Consider the following 17,064-nt stretch of genomic DNA (forward strand, 5'->3'; position numbering starts at 1 on the left):
CGCTCTTCACCTTCACACCGCGAGAGTCCATCACCATGCCCGAGAACGCCCGCCAGCAGCAGCGCAGCCAGGCCCTCAAGCTGGTGATCCTGGATCGCAACGGCAGCATCAACGAGCACCGCGACGACTTCGTCAAGAGCGACACCGAGTGGACGCCGCTGCCCGGCGCGCTCGAAGCCATCGCGCGGCTCAACCAGGCCGGCTGGCATGTGGTGATCGCCTCCAACCAGTCGGGCCTGGGCCGCGGCCTGTTCGACGTGGCCTCGCTCAACGCCATGCACGCCAAGATGCAGAAGATGCTGGCCACCTTCGGCGGCCGCGTCGACGCCATCTTCTACTGCCCGCACAGTCCCGAGGACGACTGCGACTGCCGCAAACCCAGGCCCGGCCTGTTCACGCAGATCGGCGAGCGCTTCGGCATCGACCTGCGCGGCGTGCCCACGGTGGGCGACAGCCTGCGCGACCTGCAGGCCGGCGCTGCCGCCGGCTGCGAGCCGCACCTGCTGCTCACCGGCATGGGCGCGGCCTGCCGGGGCGTGCATCCGCTGCCGCCGGAGTTTCCGCCCGGCACCCAGGTGCACGAGGACCTGGCCGACTTCGTCCGCTTCCTGCTGGCGCGCGAGGCCCATGCGGCACCCGCGCCTCCGGCCCCGGCCGGCGCGCCCGCGGCGCCGCGCAGCTGATGATCCGTCCGGCATCGACCCTGTCCAACCGCCGCGGCGGCTGGCCCCGTCCCTGATCCGGTCCGACTTGCCGGGCGCGGCGCTTCCTCCTCCCTTCTCCTCCTCCTTCCTCGTTCCGATGGCCTTTCTCCGTTCGACCCTTCACGTGTTGTGGATGGCGGTCACCGTCGTCCCCTACGCCATCGTGCTGCTGCTGGCCTCGCTCTTCGTGCGCGGCGAGCCGCTCTACCGCATCGCCGCCGGCTGGCTGGGCGTGGCCATCGGCGGCGCGCGCTGGATCCTCGGCATCCGGCCCGTGGTCATCGGCATGGAGAACCTGCCGCAGGACAAGGAGGCCGGTGCCGTGCTGCTGGTCAAGCACCAGTCCACCTACGAAACCTTCCTGATGCCCACGCTCATGCCGCATCCGCTGGCCTACGTGTTCAAGAAGGAGCTGCTGTACGTGCCCTTCTTCGGCTGGGCCATGTCGCGGCTGGACATGGTGCACATCGACCGCAAGCAGCGCACGCAGGCCTTCCAGAAGGTGGTGGCGCAGGGCAAGAAGCTGCTGGCCAAGGGCGTGTGGATCATCATGTTCCCCGAAGGCACGCGCATCCCGCGCGGCGAGGTGGGCCAGTACAAGACGGGCGGCACGCGGCTGGCTATCGAGACTGGTGTGCCTGTCGTTCCCATCGCCGTGACCTCCGCCCGCTGCTGGCCGCGCAAGGCCTTCGTCAAGACGCCGGGTACGGTGCATGTGTCCATCGGCCCGGCCATCCCGAGCGCGGGCCGCAAGGCGGACGAACTCATGGTCGAGGTGCAGGCCTGGATCGAGGCCGAGATGCGTCGCCTGGACCCGGAGGCCTACCACTGAAGGCGGCTGGCAAGCAGGGCGCAGGCATGCACCGGCTGTTGCAGCTGACGCTGGACCTGTTCGGCGATTCGCCGGCGCCAGCGCCGGCGGTCGAGCCGCCCCTCCCGCCTGCGAAGGCGCGCGGCGTTGCGCCGACCCCCCAGGGCGTGGCTGCGCCGGCGCAGCCGCTTCGCGCGCCGGACAGCCGCACCCTCGTCTTCACCCATCCGCGCGCCTCGCGCGAGATCGTGCTGGGCGACGTGCGCATCGCCTATGCCTTCGACCGGGGCCATCGCCGCACCATCGGCTTCTCGGTGAGCGGCGAGGGTCTGGCAGTGCGCGCGCCGCGCTGGGCGGCCATCCGCGACGTGGAGGCGGCCCTGCAGGAGAAGGCAGGCTGGATCCTGCGAAAGCTGTCGGAGGCCCGCCAGCGCGAGTCGCAGCGGGAGGCTGGCCGCATCGACTGGCGCGAGGGGGCGCAGTTGCCTTTCCTGGGGCGCATGGTCACCTTGCGCCTGGACTCCACCGACCGCCAGGCCGGCACGGGCGGCCTGCTGGACGTGGGCGACGGCAGCGCCGATGCGCCGCAGGTGCTGCGGCTGGCACTCTCGCCGGACGTGGGCGAGGCCCGCATCCGCGACGCGGCGCAGGCCTGGCTGACGCGGCAGGCGCGACGCGTCTTCACCGAGCGGCTGGCGCACTTCGCGCCGCAGCTGGGCGTGCAGTGGACCAAACTGTCGCTGTCCAACGCCGCCACCCGCTGGGGAAGCGCGAGCGCGGACGGCTCGATCCGCCTCAACTGGCGGCTGATCCACTATCGGCTGCCGATCATCGACTACGTGGTGGTGCACGAACTCGCGCATCTGCGGGTGATGGACCACAGTCCGCGCTTCTGGGACGAGGTGGGGCGCGTGCTGCCGGACTACGCGCAGCGGCGGCAGGTGCTGAAGGACGAGCCGGCGCCGCGCTGGGGGTGAGGCTGGGTTTGAGGCCCGCCTGAACTGGTTCTAGTCCGGGGTCGGTTCGGTTGTGCTCGGATCGGGGTTTGGGCGCCGGGGTGTTGGCGCCAGGGGGCGCGCGCCGGGGCCGGGGCCTGGGGGCCGCGGGCTCATACTTTTTCAGAAATCGCCCGCGGCCCCCAGGCCCCGACCCCGCCGCGCGTGACACCGCGGGGTGCACTAAGAGAGCCGGTGCAAGACGGGCGCTCGACCAGCAAACGTCCTCCTGAGGCTGGCAGGGCGCTCATGCCAGCCGATCAACCATCACGCAGGCCCTGGTGCCGGTGAGGGTGTGGCGGCGCGCCTGTGGGGCGCCGAGGAGCGCAGGACGGACGGGCTGCGGGCCTGCCGAAGGACAGGCCCGCTTCGTGAACTGACTCGCGGCAGTTGTTTGAGCGCAGCGCGAAGCGCGTAGCGAGTTCTGCCGCGGCCCGTCTGCCCGAGCACCGCAGGGAAGTCGGCGCGCAGCGCCGACCGCCCCACTTGAAGCGCCGACACGCCCTCACCGGCGCCAGGGCCGGACCATCGACAACGGCGGAACCTCCCGGCCCTTGCCGAAGCAGCACCTCAAAGTGTCAAAGCCTCAAAGCCCCAGGCACATCCAAGACCCTGAGCAACCACCCATCAGGCGATGGGATACGTCCCCGGCAACAGAATGCTCCGATCCACGTTCTGCAACTGCGTGTGCCCGCAGAAGGCCATCGTGGTGTCCAGCTCCTTGTGGATGATCTGCAGCGCCCGCGACACGCCCGCCTCGCCCATCGCGCCCAGGCCGTAGACCATCGAGCGGCCGATCATCGTGCCGCGGGCACCCAGGGCCCAGGCCTTGAGCACGTCCTGGCCGCTGCGGATGCCGCCGTCCATCCACACCTCCAGCCGGTGGCCCACCGCGTCCACGATGGCAGGCAGGGCCGAGATGCTGCTGGGCGCGCCGTCGAGCTGGCGGCCGCCGTGGTTGCTCACCACGATGGCGTCGGCACCGGCATCGGCGGCCATGCGAGCGTCTTCCTCGACCATGATCCCCTTCAGGATCAGCTTGCCGCCCCATTGCTGCTTGACCCATTCGATGTCGGCCCACGACAGGCGCGGATCGAACTGCTCGTTGGTCCAGGCGGCCAGAGAGCTCATGTCGCTCACGCCCTTCACATGGCCCACCAGGTTGCGGAAGGTGCGACGCTTCGTCTGCGCCATGCCCAGCACCCAGCGCGGCTTCGTCGCCAGGTTGAGGATGTTCTTGAGCGTCGGCCGGGGCGGCGCCGTCAGGCCGTTCTTGAGGTCCTTGTGGCGCTGGCCGATCACCTGCAGGTCGAGCGTGAGCACCAGCGCGCTGCACTTGGCCGCCTTGCAGCGGTCGATCATGCGGGCCATGGCGTCGCGGTCGCGCATCATGTACAGCTGGAACCAGAAGGGTGCCGTCGTGTTCTGCGCGATGTCCTCGATGGAGCAGATGCTCATGGTCGACAGCGTGAACGGAATGCCGAACTTCTCGGCCGCCCGCGCCGCATGGATCTCGCCGTCGGCATGCTGCATGCCCGTCAGGCCCACCGGCGCGATGGCCACCGGCATCTTCGCGGGCACGCCCACCATGGTGGTGGCGGTGCTGCGGTTCTCCAGGTTGACGGCCACGCGCTGGCGCAGCTTGATCTTGTGGAAGTCCTCTTCGTTGGCGCGGTAGGTGCCTTCGGTCCAGGCGCCGGAGTCGGCGTAGTCGTAGAACATGCGCGGCACGCGCTTCTGCGCCAGCACGCGCAGGTCTTCGATGTTGGTGATGACGGTCATGGATGCTTCGGAAGGGCCGGCGCGGCGCGACGGGCGCGCCGGCCTTCGGCCTAGTCAATGGACCACGGTCAGGGTGAAGGGCCAGACATACGCCTGCAGCGTGACGTAAAGGCCCACCAGTGCCGCGAGCGCGATCGAGTGGAAGAAAACGTAACGGAGGATATCGCCTTCGTGATTGAACCAGCGTGTTGCCGTGGAGGCGACGACGATGGACTGCGCGTCGATCATCTTGCCCATCACGCCGCCCGAGCTGTTGGCCGCGCCCATCAGGTTGGCCGACAGGCCCAGTTGCTCGGCCGCCACCTTCTGCATGCCGCCGAAGAGCACGTTCGAGGCGGTGTCCGAACCCGTGAGCGCCACACCGATCCAGCCCATCAGCGTGCCGAAGAAGGGATACAGCACGCCGGTGTTGGCGAAGGCCAGGCCCAGCGTGGTGTCGGTGCCCGAGAAGCGCGTGAGCGTGCCCAGCGCCAGCATCAGCACGATGGTCAGCAGCGAGTAGCGCACCATCCACAGCGTGCGGAAGAAGGTACCCACGATGGCCACCGGGCTGTACTTCATCAGCAGGGCGCTGAGCACGGCCGCCAGCAGGATGCCGCTGCCGGTGGCCGACAGCAGGTTCAGCACGTAGACGGCGGCCTCCTTGTGGGGCGTGGTCACCACGGGCGGCATCTTGTCGATCATGTTGTGCAGGCCCGGCATCGGGAAGCTGGGCGCGAACAGGCCGTTGAGCCAGGTCTTGACCGCCGGCAGGCCCCAGACGAAGACGAACACCGACAGGATGAGCCACGGCATCCAGGCCCGCACCAGCGCGGCGCGGCTGTGCTGGCGCACCGGCTGCGGCGGCTTGGCCTCGGCGGCGCTGGGGTCGTTGCCGCGCATCGAGGGCGAGGTCCAGATGCGCTTGGGCTGCCACACGCGCAGGAAGGCCACCAGGCTCAGCATCGAGACGACGGCCGCGATGATGTCCACCAGCTCCGGCCCGATGAAGTTGGAGACCAGGAACTGCGGCACCGCGAAGCTCACGCCCGTGACCAGGATGGCGGGCCAGATCTCCATCATGGCCTTGCGGCCGGCGAAGGCCCAGATCAGCCAGAAGGGCACCATCAGCGAGAAGAAGGGCAGTTGCCGGCCGATCATGGCCGTCACCTCCATCAGGTCGTAGCCGTGCACCTTGGCCAGCGTGATCACCGGCGTGCCCAGCGCGCCGAAGGCCACCGGCGCCGTGTTGGCAATCAGCGAGAGGCCCGAGGCCGCCAGCGGCGAGAAGCCCAGCCCGATCAGGATCGCCGCCGTCACCGCCACCGGCGTGCCGAAGCCGGCCGCGCCCTCGAAGAAGGCGCCGAAGCAGAAGGCGATCAGCAGCAGCTGGATGCGCCGGTCCTCGGTGATGCCCGAGAGCGAATCCTGCAGCACCGCGAAGCTGCCGTTCTGCTCGGTCAGCTGGTGCAGGAAGATGATGTTCAGCACAATCCAGCCGATGGGCAGCAGGCCGGTGAAGGCACCGAAGAGCGCCGCGCGCCCGGCCAGGTCGGCGGGCATGCCGTAGGCGAAGACGGCCACCAGCAGCGCGGCGACGAGGCCCATGCCGGCGGCGATGTGCGCCTTGATGTGGAAGAAGCCCAAGGCGGCCAGCATCACCACCACCGGGATCGCCGCGAGGGCGGTGGAGATGAACATGTTGCCGAACGGGTCGTAGATCTGCTGCCAGGGCATGGCGTGTCTCCTTGCGTGTTGTTGTGGACGGTGCGGGCATGCTGCCTGTCGTGCGGCTGCCACGCAACGGGACGCGACTTTAGGAGCGGGCGGCGGCCAGGGGGCTGAAAACGATGCGCGGCGGGCGTGAATCTTTTTCACGGCCGGCCGGCAAGGAGCGGGACGGGGCTTCGACAAGCTCAGCGCGAACGGTCTGGGGTGCGGCAGGCGTCGGCGAAGCTGCCCCGGCCGGACGGGGGGCGGCGGGCCTCGGCGAAGGTGCCCGCGGACGGCCGGCGCGCAGCGCGCCCTCAGCCCCGCATCGCCTGCCGGATCCAGTCGACGAAGGCGGCGCACTCCCAGCGTTCCAGCGTACCGGGCTTCCAGCACAGGAAGTAGTCGTGCGGCGAGCGCACGCTGCGCCGCGACAGGCGCACCAGCCGGCCGCTGTCCAGCCAGCCCTGTCCAAGCCGGAGGCGCATCAGCGCCACGCCAAAGCCGGCGACGGCGGCGTCCAGCACCAGGCCCAGGTCGTTGAACTGGTTGCCCGAGGCGGGCTCGGGCAGGCCGATGCCGCAGGCGCGGAACCAGGTACGCCAGGGCTCCAGCGGCGAGCGGATCAGGTGGGCGCGGCCGATCTCGGCCTCGGTGTCGAAGTCGCCCTCGAAGGGGCCGGCCTCGCCCAGGTACTCGGGGCTGCACACAGGGCAGACCTCGTCGGAGAGCAGGTGCATCGACTCCCGGTCCGGAAAGGGGCCGACGCCGAAGCGCAGCTCGATGTCGGCCTCCTCGGCCGTCACGTTGTGGATGGGGATGGCCACCTGCAGCATCAGCTCGATGTCCGGGTAGGCATGGCGGAACAGCGCCAGCCGCGGCAACAGCAACTGGCGCGAGAAGGTGGGCGTCACGGCCACGCGCAGCCGCGTGGAGGCGGGCGCCGCCCGGGCCGGGCGCGGTGCGTCCTGCAGCGCGGCCATGGCTTCGCGCACCCGCAGCAGATAGGCCGCGCCCTCGGCCGAAGGCAGGAACTCGCCGCGCGCCGCGAAGAGCTTGAGCCCCAGCTGCGTCTCCAATTGCCGGATGCGGTGGCTCACCGCGCTGGGCGTGACCGACAGCTCGGCCGCCGCCTGCGTCACGCTGCGCAGGCGCGCGACGGCCTCGAAGGCCAGGAGGGACTGGATGGGCGGAATGCGGACGGCGGTCATGGGGTGGTCACGGATCGGGCGTGGGCGAGAGGCGGGCCGCGAGATGGTCGATCACGGTGCGGCATTTGGGCGGCAGGTGCCGGTCCGGCGGATACAGCAGCCAGGCCTGGCCGGTGTAGGGGCCGAGGAACTCCCAGTCGCCCAGCACCTGCTGCAGTTCGCCGGCGGCCAGGGCGGCGCGGGCACTGAAATCGGGCAGGCAGGCGATGCCCAGGCCGCGGCGCGCCGCGGCCAGCCGCGCGCCGCTGTGGTTGACGGCATAGCGGCCATGCACCGCCACCTCCGCCTGCTCGTCGCCGCGGCGCAGGCGCCAGTGGTGGTCGCGCGGATGCTCGCCCAGCCACAGGCAGCTGTGGCCGGGCAGGTCCTGCGGATGCGCGGGCATGCCGGCCGCTGCCAGGTAGGCGGGCGCGGCGCACAGCAGGTGGCGCACCGGCATCAGCGGCCGGCCGGCCAGGCCTTCGGGGGGCTGGCGGGTGATGCGCACGACCAGGTCGACCTCCTCGCGCACCGGGTCGATGTCGCGGTCGTCGGCGACCAGATGCACCTCCAGGTTGGGCTGCGTGGCCAGCAGCTCCAGCACCAGCGGATGCAGCACCTGATGGGCCAGGGCCTTGGGCGCGCTCAGCCGCACCACGCCGGCCGGCGCCGCCGCGAAGCGCTGGCCGACCTGCAGCGTGGCCCGGGCTGCGGCCGCCAGTTCGGCGCAATGGGCGAAGGCCTCGCGGCCTGCCTCGGTCAGCCGCTGCTGGCGGGTGGTGCGGGCCAGCAGGCGCACGCCCAGGGCCTCCTCCAGCCGCGCCACTTGGCGGCTCACGGCCGAGGGCGTCATGCCCAGCGCGCGGGCGGCGGCCGAGAAGCTGCCGCGCTCCGCCACCTGGGCGAACGCCACCATCTCGGACAGCAGGTGCATTGGCGCATTGATTCCCATGGGGAAGGGATTTTGTTCCGGCGCAGCGGCTGGTCGTGGGAAAGATGGCGCCCAAGAATCACCGCCATGCCGATCACGTTCTCTTCCCGCCTGCGCGCCCACCGGGTCACCGGTGCCCTGGCCGCACCTGAACTGCTGCTGCTCGCCGTGGCCGCCGTGTGGGGCGCGAGCTATGCCGTCACCAAGCCGGTGCTGGGCCAGATGCCCGTGGCCGCCTTCCTGGCGCTGCGCTTTGCGCTCACCTTCGCGGTACTGGCGCCCGCGTTGCGACCGCTGCGGCGCCCGGGCGGGGCGGCCGGGCTGGCGGTGGGCGGGGTGCTGGGGCTGTTGCTGCTGGCCATCTTCGTCTGCGAGACCGAGGGCCTGCGGCGCACGCCGGCCGGTCAGGCCGCCTTCCTGATCAGCCTGTGCGTGGCTTTCACGCCCTGGGTGGACTGGGCGTTGTCCGGCCACCGGCCGGCGCTGCGGCTCTTTGCGGCCACCGGCCTGTGCGTGGCGGGCACCGCTTTGCTGGCGCTCGATGGCCAGGCGCCGGCGGGCCATGCCACGGGCGCGGCGCTGATGCTGGCGGCGGCGCTGCTGCGGGCGTGCATGGTGTGCCTGACACGGCGCTTGGCCCCGCGCCACGCGTTGCCGGCGCTGTCGCTCACGGCCGTGCAGTGCGGCGTGGTGGCGCTGGGGGCCTCGGTGCTGGCGCTGCGGCCGGGGTCAGGCGGCTGGATGCCGCCGCCCGCGTCCGTGGCTTTCTGGGCCGCGATGGCCTTCCTGGTGCTGGGCTGCACCGTGTTCGCCTTCTTCGCGCAGAACCATGCGGTGCAGCGCATGCCGCCCAGCCGGGCTGCGCTGCTGATGGGCAGCGAGCCGCTGTTCGGCGCGCTGATCGCCGTCGCCCTGCTGGGCGAGCGGCTGGATGCGGCGGGCTGGCTCGGCGGCCTGCTCATCGCCGGTGCCGCGGCGTGGGCCGGGTTGCCGCGCCGTGAGCGGCCTCAGCGCCCCCAGGCGCAGCCGCCGTCCACCACCAGCGTGGAGCCGACCACGTAGTCGCCCGCGCGCGAGGCCAGGTAGATGGCGGCGCCGGCCATGTCCTCCGGTGTGCCCACACGGCGCAGCGGCACGCGGTCGGCCACCTCCTCGGCGTGGTCGCGGGCCTCCTTGTTCATGCTGGAGGCGAAGGGGCCCGGCGCGATGGCGCTGACCACGATGCGCTGCGGTGCCAGGTGCAGCGCCATGCGCTTGGTCAGGTGGATCAGGCCGGCCTTGCTGGCGGCGTACGAATACGTTTCCCAGGGGTTGACCGAGATGCCGTCGATGGAGGCGATGTGGATCACCTTCGCCAGGTGGTCGGTGGCCGCCTTCTTGAGCATGGGCGTCAGCGCCTGCGTCAGGAAGAAGGGCGACTTCATGTTGAGGTCCACCACCTTGTCCCAGCCGCTCTCGGGAAACTCTTCATAGGGCGCGCCCCACGCCGCGCCGGCGTTGTTGACCAGAATGTCGAGCGAGTCCTCGTGCTTGGCATAGGCGGCGACCAGCGCCTGTACGCCTTCCATCGTCGACACGTCCGCCGGCAGCGAGACGCAGTGGCCCAGCGCCGACAGCTCCTTCGCCGTCTGGTCGCACGCGTCGGCCTTGCGGGCCGAGATGTAGACCCGGGCGCCCTGCGCCAGGTAGCCCTCGGCGATCATGCGGCCGATGCCGCGCGAGCCGCCGGTGACGAGGGCCGTGCGGCCCTTGAGCGAGAAGAGGTTCGAGGTGTCCATGGTGCGTGTCTGTCTCCTTCGGTGCGGCAGCTTAAGAGCGCCTGCCGCGCGGGGCCGTCGCCAAGGCGCCAAACGCAACGGGATGCATCGAAGCGGATTTCCGACATGAGGGGAATCCCGGAGCGCGGTATGGTTGCGGCCTTCACAAGAACAACGCCTGCCTCTGCCTATGCTCGACCGACGCTCCTTCGTCTCTTCCGGCGCCGCCGCCTTCGCCCTGGGTCTTCTGGGCCGGCCTGCCTCCGCACAGAACGCCAAGGCCCTGCAGCTGAGCCAGCCGCGGCCCTTCTCGTGGGACGGCCTCGTGGCCGACGCCCAGGCCCTGGCCGGCCGGCCCTATGCACAGGAGAACCGCCTGCCGAAGGACGTGCTGGAGCGCATCGACTACGACGCCCACGGCAAGATTCGCTTCGACACCGACTACGCGCTGTTCAAGGACGGGCCCGGCGCCTTCCCGGTCACCTTCTTCCACCTGGGCCGCTTCTTCCAGGTGCCGGTGCACATGCATGTGCTGGAGAACGCGGGCGGCGATGTCTTCTCGCGCGAGATCGTCTACGACAGCGCCTACTTCGACATGCCCGCCGACAGCCCGGCCAAGCAGTTGCCCGACGGCGCAGGTTTTGCCGGCTTCCGCTTCCAGGAAAGCCGCCTGGGCGACCAGGCCAAGCTGGACTGGCGCAAGAACGACTGGGTGGCCTTCCTGGGCGCTTCGTACTTCCGCGCCATCGGCGAGCTCTACCAGTACGGCCTCTCGGCCCGCGGTATCGCGCTGGATGTGGCCCTGGCCGACCGGCCGGAGGAATTCCCCAACTTCACCCGCTTCTGGTTCGAGCCGCCCAAGGACGACACCACGGTCGTGGTCTATGCGCTGCTGGAAGGCCCGAGCGTCACCGGCGCCTTCCGCTTCGTCATGCAGCGCAAGGCGGCGGTCATCATGGACATCGAGCAGCGCCTCTTCCTGCGCCGCGATGTGGGCCGCCTGGGCCTGGTGCCGCTGACCTCGATGTACTGGTACTCCGAGACGCTGGGCGCCCGCGGCATCGACTGGCGGCCCGAGGTGCACGACTCCGACGGCCTGGCGCTGTGGACGGGCGGTGGCGAGCGCATCTGGCGCCCGCTCAACAACCCGGCCGTCACGCGCGCCTCGCAGTTCAACGACCGCGCGCCCAAGGGCTTCGGCCTGCTGCAGCGCGACCGCGCCTTCGACCATTACCAGGACGGCGTGATGTACGACAAGCGTCCGAGCCTGTGGGTGGAGCCGCTCGGCGATTGGGGCGATGGCTCGGTGCAATTGATCGAGATCCCGACCGACGACGAGATCCACGACAACATCGTCGCCTTCTGGGTGCCGGCCGCGCCCGCCACCAAGGGCAGCAGCTACAGCCTGCGCTACCGCCTGTACTGGCAGGCCGATGAGCCCTTCCCCGGCCCGCTGGCACGCTGCGTGGCCACGCGCATCGGACGCGGCGGCCAGCCGGGTCAGCCGCGTCCGCAGGGCGTGCGCAAGTTCATGGTGGAGTTCGTGGGCGGCACGCTCAAGGACATTCCCTTCGGCGTCAAGCCCGAGGCGGTGCTCACGGCGTCGAGCGGCAGCTTCTCGTACGTCTTCACCGAGGCCGTGCCCAACGGCGTGCCGGGCCACTGGCGTGCGCAGTTCGACTTCACGCCCGCGCCCGGCAACAACGAGCCGGTGGACATGCGCCTGTACCTGCGCAACGGCGGCGTCACGCTGACGGAGACCTGGCTGTACCAGCTGCAGCCGGGTTGAGCGGGCGGCGAGGTCGCCGGGCCAGGCGCGGCGACGCGCTTCAGGCGTTGCGGTCGAAGTACGTTGCCGGCGTGCGGCCCAGTTGCCGCTTGAACAGCGCGATGAAGGCACTGACGCTGTCGTAGCCCAGGTCCAGCGCCACCTGCGTGACAGGCCTGCCCTCGGCCAGCCATTCCAGCGAGCGCAGCACACGTGCACGCTGCACCCAGGCAGTGAAGCTCAGGCTGGTCTCGGCGACGAAGCGGCGGCTGAGGCTGCGGTCCGACAGTCCGGCCCAGGCCGCCCAGTCCACCAGGGAACGGCGTTCGCCGGGCGCGGCCAGCAGGGCGCGGGCGATGCGCAGCAGCCTTGCATCGCGCGGCATCGGCAGGCCCAGTGGCTGCAGTGTCAGGCCCCGGATCTCGTCCACGATCACCACGGCCAAGCGGTCCTGCGCGGCATCGGGTCCGGCGCTCGTGCGTCCGGCGCAGCGCAGTGCAGCTTCCCACAGCAGCGGTGTGACGGACAGCGTGCACGGAACGGCCGGCAGCCCATCGCAGGCCGGACTCGCCACGTACAGCGACCAGCCGGTGAAGGCGCCATGCATGCGGGCGGCATGTTGCTCGCGCGGCGGTATCCACACGGCATGGCGCGCCGGCACCACCCAGTTGCCGGCGTCGGTGCCCACGCTGAGCACGCCTCGGCCGCAGCCGATCAACTGGCCGCGTACATGGCGATGCGGGGCGGTGTCATGGTCCGCTTCGGTCCCGGCGCGGCCCACCACCAGGGGGCCGCCGTCGTCGTCGTGCAGGTCGAGCCAGGGGCCGTGGTGGAGCATGGCGTGATCGCGCTATCGAATGGCGCGGCGAGCTTAGCACCGGCGTTTGGCGCGCCCTAGCATGGGCCGCATGACTTCACACAACCCTTCTCAGGCCGGCGCGCCGCACGGCACCGAGGCCATCGACCTCGACCGGCTCTATGCTCCGCCCGCCGAATCCATCCTCAAGGGCGTGCTGCCGGAGCTGACCGACTTCCATGCCGACTACCTGCGCGCGGCCACGTTCTTCTGCCTGGCCACGGGCAGCAGCGGCGGCCTGGACGCTTCGCCGCGCGGCGGGCCACCGGGCTTCGTACAGGTACTCGACGCGCGGACCGTCGCCTTCGCCGACTGGCCCGGCAACAACCGGCTGGCCTCGTTGCGCAACCTGGAGGAAGACGCGCGGGTGGCCCTGCTCTTCCTTTTTCCGGGCCTGGAGGTGTTCCTGCGCATCAACGGCCGGGCGCGCCTGTCCCGCGCGTCGGAGTTGCTGGCGCGCCTCGCGGAAAGCGGCAAGACACCGAAGCTCGGGGTCGTGGTCGACATCGACGAGACGCTGTTCCACTGCGGCAAGGCGATCAACCGGGCCCGGCTGTGGGCGCCCGAGTCGCAGCTGGACCGCGCGGTGCTGCCGTCCATCGGCCGCATGAAGGCGGCGGTGATGGGGCTGGACGAGGGGCAGGTGGCGCAGGTGGACGCGCACTACACGCACGCTGTGCGCCACGACCTGTACTGACCCGCGGCCCCGTCCCGTGCTGCAAGCAGTCTTTGTGGTCCTCGCGGTGGGTCAGCGAGAGGCCCAGGCGGCCGTCGCGGCGGCGAGCGCCGGCGCGCCCGGCCGCTGCGCGGGGTGGGGCTGCATGCAGCGTTCGGCCAGGGCTGCCGCGTCGTCCGGCGCGGGGCCTTCGGCAAGCGCGCACAGCTCCGACAGCAGCACGCCGAAGGCGCGCACGTCCATGTGACGCAGGGCCTCGCTCAGCGCGCCTTCCGGCGCGAAGGCGGCGGCGCCGAAGTCGCCGAGCAGCGCGGTCGCTTCACCGGCCGGCGCATCGGGGCGCCACAGCAGGTTGTGGGCATACAGGTCGCCGTGCACCAGGCCGCGCGCATGCAGGTGGGCCAACGCCGAGGCCACGTCGGCCGCGATGCGCAGGGCCACATCGACAGTCAGCTGAAGATCGGCCGGATACACGTCGCGCGTGCAGCTGTCGAAGCTGGGCGGGCCGGCCAGCGTGCGGTAGTGCGGGGCGATGCGCGCCATCACCAGGCCCTGCGTAGCCTCGGGATGGCCCTGCAGCCGCCCCAGCACCGGAATGAGCCGGGGATGCGTACCCGCCGCCAGGCTGGCCGCCATCTCGGTCAGTGGCCAACCGTCGCTGGTGACCTCGCCCTTGAAGAGCTTGATCGCCACTGGCCGTGCCGCCGCGCCTTCGCCCAGCATGCCGGCATGGATGCGGCCCGAGGCGCCTTCGCCGAGCAGTTCGCCCATGTGCAGCGCCGACCAGTCGATGGCGTCCGAGGCCAGGCCATGGCGTGCCGCGTCCTCGACCGCTGCGTTGAAGGCGTTGCCGCCCACGGCCAGCCACGACAGGGCCGGCAGCTCGGCCAGCCAGCCCGGCAGCGCACCGAAGCGATTGGCCGCAAGGCGCAGCAGTTCCAGCGCCTGGCACTGTCGCAGGTCGGGCAGGGCCGCGAGCCGGTTGCCGGCCAGCATCAGCTTCTGCAGCCGCGGGCGCCGGCCCAGTTCGGCAGGCAGTTCGGCGAGGTCGTTGTCGGTCAGGATCAACCAGCGCAACCGCGTGGGCAACGCCTCGGCGGGCACATGGGCGATGCGGTTGCCCTTGAAGCCCACCATCTCCAGCTGCGGGCAGGTGCCCAGCGCGGTGGGCAGTTCAGTGAAGCGGTTGGATGAGGCGAAGAGGACGCGCAGCCGGTGCAGCCGGTGCAGGTCGTCGGGCAGCGTGTTCAGGCAGTTGCCGGACAGGTCCAGCACCTCCAGCGTGTCGGCCAGATCGAAGACCTCGCGCGGGAAGGTGTCGAGGTCGGCCGCGATGCGCAGCCGACTCGCGCCAGTCAGTTCGCCGGCGCGCAGCCGTCGCAGGTCGTCGGTCATCGTGGCAGTTTAGGCGGGAGGGGGTGGCTCCCTCTCCCGCGAGGGGAGGGGGCCTCATCCGTGCCGCGCCTCAGGTCGGGCGCGAGGGTTTCGTTCGGGCCGCGCCTCAGGCCAGACGGAAGCGGTAGATGCCGTCCTCGCCTCGCTCGCGCCGCAACTGGCCTGCGAACCAGAGGCAGTGCAGGTGGGCGATGGTCTCGCCCAGGGCGAAGGTCATCTGGTGCAGGTCCAGCTCGCGCTTGAACAGGATGGGCAGGGCCTCGGCCGCCGTGTGCGGCTTCTGCGCGCAGGCAGCCTGCAGTTCGGCCAGACGGTCGCGGTGGTGCTCCTGCAGCTGCTCCACGCGGCGGTGGATGCCGCGGAAGGGCTTGCCGTGGGCCGGCAGCCCCAGAGTCTCGGCAGGCAGGGCGTTGAAGCGTTCGATGCTGTCGAGGAAGAGTCGCAGCGAATTGGCCTCGGGCTCGCCCGCATGCACGCTCACGTTGGTGGAGATGCGCGGCAGCATCATGTCGCCTCCCAGCAGAACGCCGGCGTGGCGGCCGGTCTCGTCCTGCCATTGCAGCGATTCGCAGAACAGCGAGATGTGCTCGGGCGCGTGGCCGTAGCCGGCGATGCAGCGCCAGTTATGGTCGCCGATGCGGATGACGTCGCCGTCCATCATGCGCACGAAGCGGTCCGGCACGGCGGGCACCATGTTGCTGTAGTAGCTCGTGCGCGCCCGCAGCTTGGCCAGCGCCTCGGGGTCGTTCATGCCATGAGACGCGAAGAAGGCCGCGGCGGCCTCGCCGCCGGCCAGCGTGTCGCCGGCGGTGCTGAGCACGCGGGCCACGTGATAGTCGGTGGAGCTGATCCACAGCGGCGCGTCCCAGCGCTCGCACAACCAGTGCGCGAGGCCGATGTGGTCCGGGTGCATGTGGGTGACGATCACGCGCAGGATCGGCAGGCCTTGCAGTTCGGTCTCGAACACCTGTTCCCACTGCTGGCGCGCCTCGTCGCGGGCGATGCAGCAGTCCACCACGCTCCAGCCCTCGCGGCCGTCGATGCAGTCGCGCAGCAGCCAGAGGTTGATGTGGTCCAGCGCGAAGGGCAGGCGCATGCGGATCCAGCGCACGCCGGGCGCGACCTCGATGGTCTTGCCGGGCTCGGGCAGGGCGTCGCCCAGGGGGTAGTGGAGTTCGCGTTCGAGGAGGTTCATGCGGCATTGCCGGTGGCGGCCGGCTCGGCTAGTATTGACGTTTACGTCAACGTAAGAGTTGCGCTCATTGTAGGCAGCGCCTTCAGATGGCGCTGTCACCGGTGCGCGACCCTTCGCCGGGCGCGGCGATCCCTCTGGCATGTCCAACACCACCTACACCATCGGCGAACTGGCCAAGGAATTCGACCTCACGACGCGGGCCATCCGCTTCTACGAGGACATGGGTCTGCTCACGCCGGAGCGCCAGGGCCGCAACCGCGTCTACACCGCGCGCGACCGGGCGCGGCTGCTGCTCACGCTGCGCGCCAAGCGGCTCGGCCTGAGCCTGACCGAGGCGCGCGACGTGCTCGACATGTACGACAGCCCGCGCGACACCGTGCCCCAGCTCGAGGCCTTTCTGCGCGTGCTGGGCGCCCACCGCGAGCGGCTGGAGGCCCAGATGGCCGAGTTGCAGGCCAACCTGGCCGAGGTGCGCGCGCAGGAGACTGCCAGCCGCTCGGCGCTGGCCCGCGCCCGCAAGGCCGCCACCAAGGCCACCGCGTAGGACGGCACGCCGCCCGCTGACACAATGCCCGCCATGACCGACCCGATCCAAGAACTGTTCGCCCACAACCGCGCCTGGTCTGCCCAGATGGAGCGCGACCGCCCCGGCTTCTTCACCAGCCTGGTCAAGCAGCAGACGCCCAAGTTCATGTGGATCGGCTGCTCCGACAGCCGCGTGCCCGCGAACCAGATCACCGGCCTGGAGCCGGGCGAGGTGTTCGTGCACCGCAACGTGGCCAACGTGGTGGTCCATTCCGACCTCAATGCGCTGTCCACCATCCAGTTCGCGGTCGACCTGCTCAAGGTGGAGCACATCATGGTGGTCGGCCACTACGGCTGCGCCGGCGTCAAGGCGGCGATGAACGGCACCCGCGTGGGCCTGGCCGACAACTGGATCCGCCACATCCAGGACGTGCGCGATCGACACCATGTCATGCTGGAGAGCCTGCCCGAGGCCGTGCGCGACGATGCGCTATGCGAGCTGAACGTGGCCGAACAGGTGGTCAACGTGGCGGTGAGCACCGTCATGGTCGACGCCTGGAGCCGCGGCCAGAAGGTCACCATCCACGGCTGGGCCTTCGGTGTGCACGACGGCCTGCTGCAGGACCTGGGCATCAGCGTCGACGGCGGCAAGCCGCTCGACGGCATCTACAAGGCGGCGGTTCAGCGAATCCGTGCCAAGTGGAGTGCGCCCGCCGCCGCCACGCCGCAGCCGCGCGCACAGGCGGTCATCCAGGGCCAGTGAGGCCGGGCGCAGGGGCAGGAAGGGCGC

At 70.7% G+C, this 17,064-nt stretch carries 16 protein-coding genes; 8 read left to right on the forward strand and 8 right to left on the reverse strand.

The genetic code is table 11. The annotated features are described in order from the left end of the window. The first annotated feature begins 35 nt into the window (after positions 1-35). The 3 genes from gmhB to ACT54X_RS25270 all read left to right on the forward strand — a co-directional run bounded on the left by gmhB (position 36) and on the right by ACT54X_RS25270 (position 2,492). On the forward strand, positions 36-683 hold the full coding sequence (gene gmhB / locus ACT54X_RS25260) for a D-glycero-beta-D-manno-heptose 1,7-bisphosphate 7-phosphatase (protein ID WP_294375282.1): 648 nt from the start codon (positions 36-38) through the stop codon (positions 681-683). A gap of 118 nt (positions 684-801) precedes the next feature. Next, entirely contained in the window at positions 802-1,536 is a 735-nt protein-coding gene (locus tag ACT54X_RS25265; RefSeq protein WP_294375280.1) for a lysophospholipid acyltransferase family protein, read from the forward strand. Positions 1,537-1,562: 26 nt separating this feature from the next. After that, entirely contained in the window at positions 1,563-2,492 is a 930-nt protein-coding gene (locus ACT54X_RS25270) for a M48 family metallopeptidase (protein WP_294375278.1), read from the forward strand. Positions 2,493-3,137: 645 nt separating this feature from the next. Here the strand turns inward: ACT54X_RS25270 and ACT54X_RS25275 are convergent. The 4 genes from ACT54X_RS25275 to ACT54X_RS25290 all read right to left on the reverse strand — a co-directional run bounded on the left by ACT54X_RS25275 (position 3,138) and on the right by ACT54X_RS25290 (position 8,123). After that, a complete protein-coding gene (locus tag ACT54X_RS25275; protein ID WP_294375271.1) occupies positions 3,138-4,292 on the reverse strand; it encodes an alpha-hydroxy acid oxidase in 1,155 nt (384 codons plus the stop codon). 54 nt (positions 4,293-4,346) lie between these two features. Beyond that, positions 4,347-6,008 carry an L-lactate permease gene (locus ACT54X_RS25280; RefSeq protein WP_017760114.1) on the reverse strand — a complete coding sequence of 554 codons (1,662 nt, stop codon included), beginning with the start codon at positions 6,006-6,008 and terminating at the stop codon, positions 4,347-4,349. A 290-nt stretch (positions 6,009-6,298) separates the two neighbouring features. Next, complete coding sequence (locus ACT54X_RS25285) at positions 6,299-7,192, reverse strand: LysR substrate-binding domain-containing protein (protein WP_476349298.1); 894 nt, start codon at positions 7,190-7,192, stop codon at positions 6,299-6,301. 7 nt (positions 7,193-7,199) lie between these two features. Beyond that, positions 7,200-8,123, reverse strand: coding sequence for a LysR family transcriptional regulator (locus ACT54X_RS25290; RefSeq protein ID WP_476349300.1), 924 nt, complete (start codon positions 8,121-8,123; stop codon positions 7,200-7,202). Between the two features lie 66 nt (positions 8,124-8,189). Between ACT54X_RS25290 and ACT54X_RS25295 the strand changes: the two genes are divergently transcribed. Beyond that, positions 8,190-9,164: a DMT family transporter gene (locus tag ACT54X_RS25295; RefSeq protein ID WP_476349303.1), complete on the forward strand. Its 975-nt coding sequence runs from the start codon at positions 8,190-8,192 to the stop codon at positions 9,162-9,164. On the opposite strand, the gene ACT54X_RS25300 is transcribed toward ACT54X_RS25295, so the two are convergent. Continuing rightward, a complete protein-coding gene (locus ACT54X_RS25300) occupies positions 9,110-9,880 on the reverse strand; it encodes an SDR family oxidoreductase (RefSeq protein ID WP_294375254.1) in 771 nt (256 codons plus the stop codon). The two genes, ACT54X_RS25295 and ACT54X_RS25300, sit on opposite strands and share 55 nt — an antisense overlap. A 169-nt stretch (positions 9,881-10,049) precedes the next feature. Between ACT54X_RS25300 and ACT54X_RS25305 the strand changes: the two genes are divergently transcribed. Further along, positions 10,050-11,648: an OpgD/OpgG family glucan biosynthesis protein gene (locus ACT54X_RS25305; RefSeq protein WP_294375251.1), complete on the forward strand. Its 1,599-nt coding sequence runs from the start codon at positions 10,050-10,052 to the stop codon at positions 11,646-11,648. Positions 11,649-11,688: 40 nt separating this feature from the next. On the opposite strand, the gene ACT54X_RS25310 is transcribed toward ACT54X_RS25305, so the two are convergent. Next, the gene (locus tag ACT54X_RS25310; RefSeq protein ID WP_294375249.1) at positions 11,689-12,465 is read right to left on the reverse strand and encodes an AraC family transcriptional regulator; all 777 of its coding nucleotides are present in this window, start codon (positions 12,463-12,465) and stop codon (positions 11,689-11,691) included. Positions 12,466-12,535: 70 nt separating this feature from the next. On the opposite strand from ACT54X_RS25310, the gene ACT54X_RS25315 reads away from it, so the two are divergent. Then, on the forward strand, positions 12,536-13,180 hold the full coding sequence (locus ACT54X_RS25315; protein ID WP_294375246.1) for a pyridoxamine 5'-phosphate oxidase family protein: 645 nt from the start codon (positions 12,536-12,538) through the stop codon (positions 13,178-13,180). A 51-nt stretch (positions 13,181-13,231) separates the two neighbouring features. Here the strand turns inward: ACT54X_RS25315 and ACT54X_RS25320 are convergent, their stop codons facing one another. Next, a complete protein-coding gene (locus ACT54X_RS25320; protein WP_294375244.1) occupies positions 13,232-14,554 on the reverse strand; it encodes a leucine-rich repeat-containing protein kinase family protein in 1,323 nt (440 codons plus the stop codon). A gap of 106 nt (positions 14,555-14,660) precedes the next feature. Continuing rightward, positions 14,661-15,749: an MBL fold metallo-hydrolase gene (locus ACT54X_RS25325; protein ID WP_294375241.1), complete on the reverse strand. Its 1,089-nt coding sequence runs from the start codon at positions 15,747-15,749 to the stop codon at positions 14,661-14,663. A 139-nt stretch (positions 15,750-15,888) separates the two neighbouring features. Here ACT54X_RS25325 and ACT54X_RS25330 point away from each other — a divergent pair, with 139 nt between their 5' ends. Both ACT54X_RS25330 and can read left to right on the forward strand, forming a co-directional pair. After that, a complete protein-coding gene (locus ACT54X_RS25330) occupies positions 15,889-16,293 on the forward strand; it encodes a MerR family transcriptional regulator (protein WP_294375239.1) in 405 nt (134 codons plus the stop codon). A 33-nt stretch (positions 16,294-16,326) separates the two neighbouring features. Further along, positions 16,327-17,037, forward strand: a complete 711-nt coding sequence (gene can / locus ACT54X_RS25335) for a carbonate dehydratase (protein ID WP_294375238.1) — start codon at positions 16,327-16,329, stop codon at positions 17,035-17,037. Positions 17,038-17,064: the final 27 nt, after the last annotated feature.

The sequence above is a fragment of the Pseudacidovorax sp. DMC4 genome, from assembly GCF_056314265.1.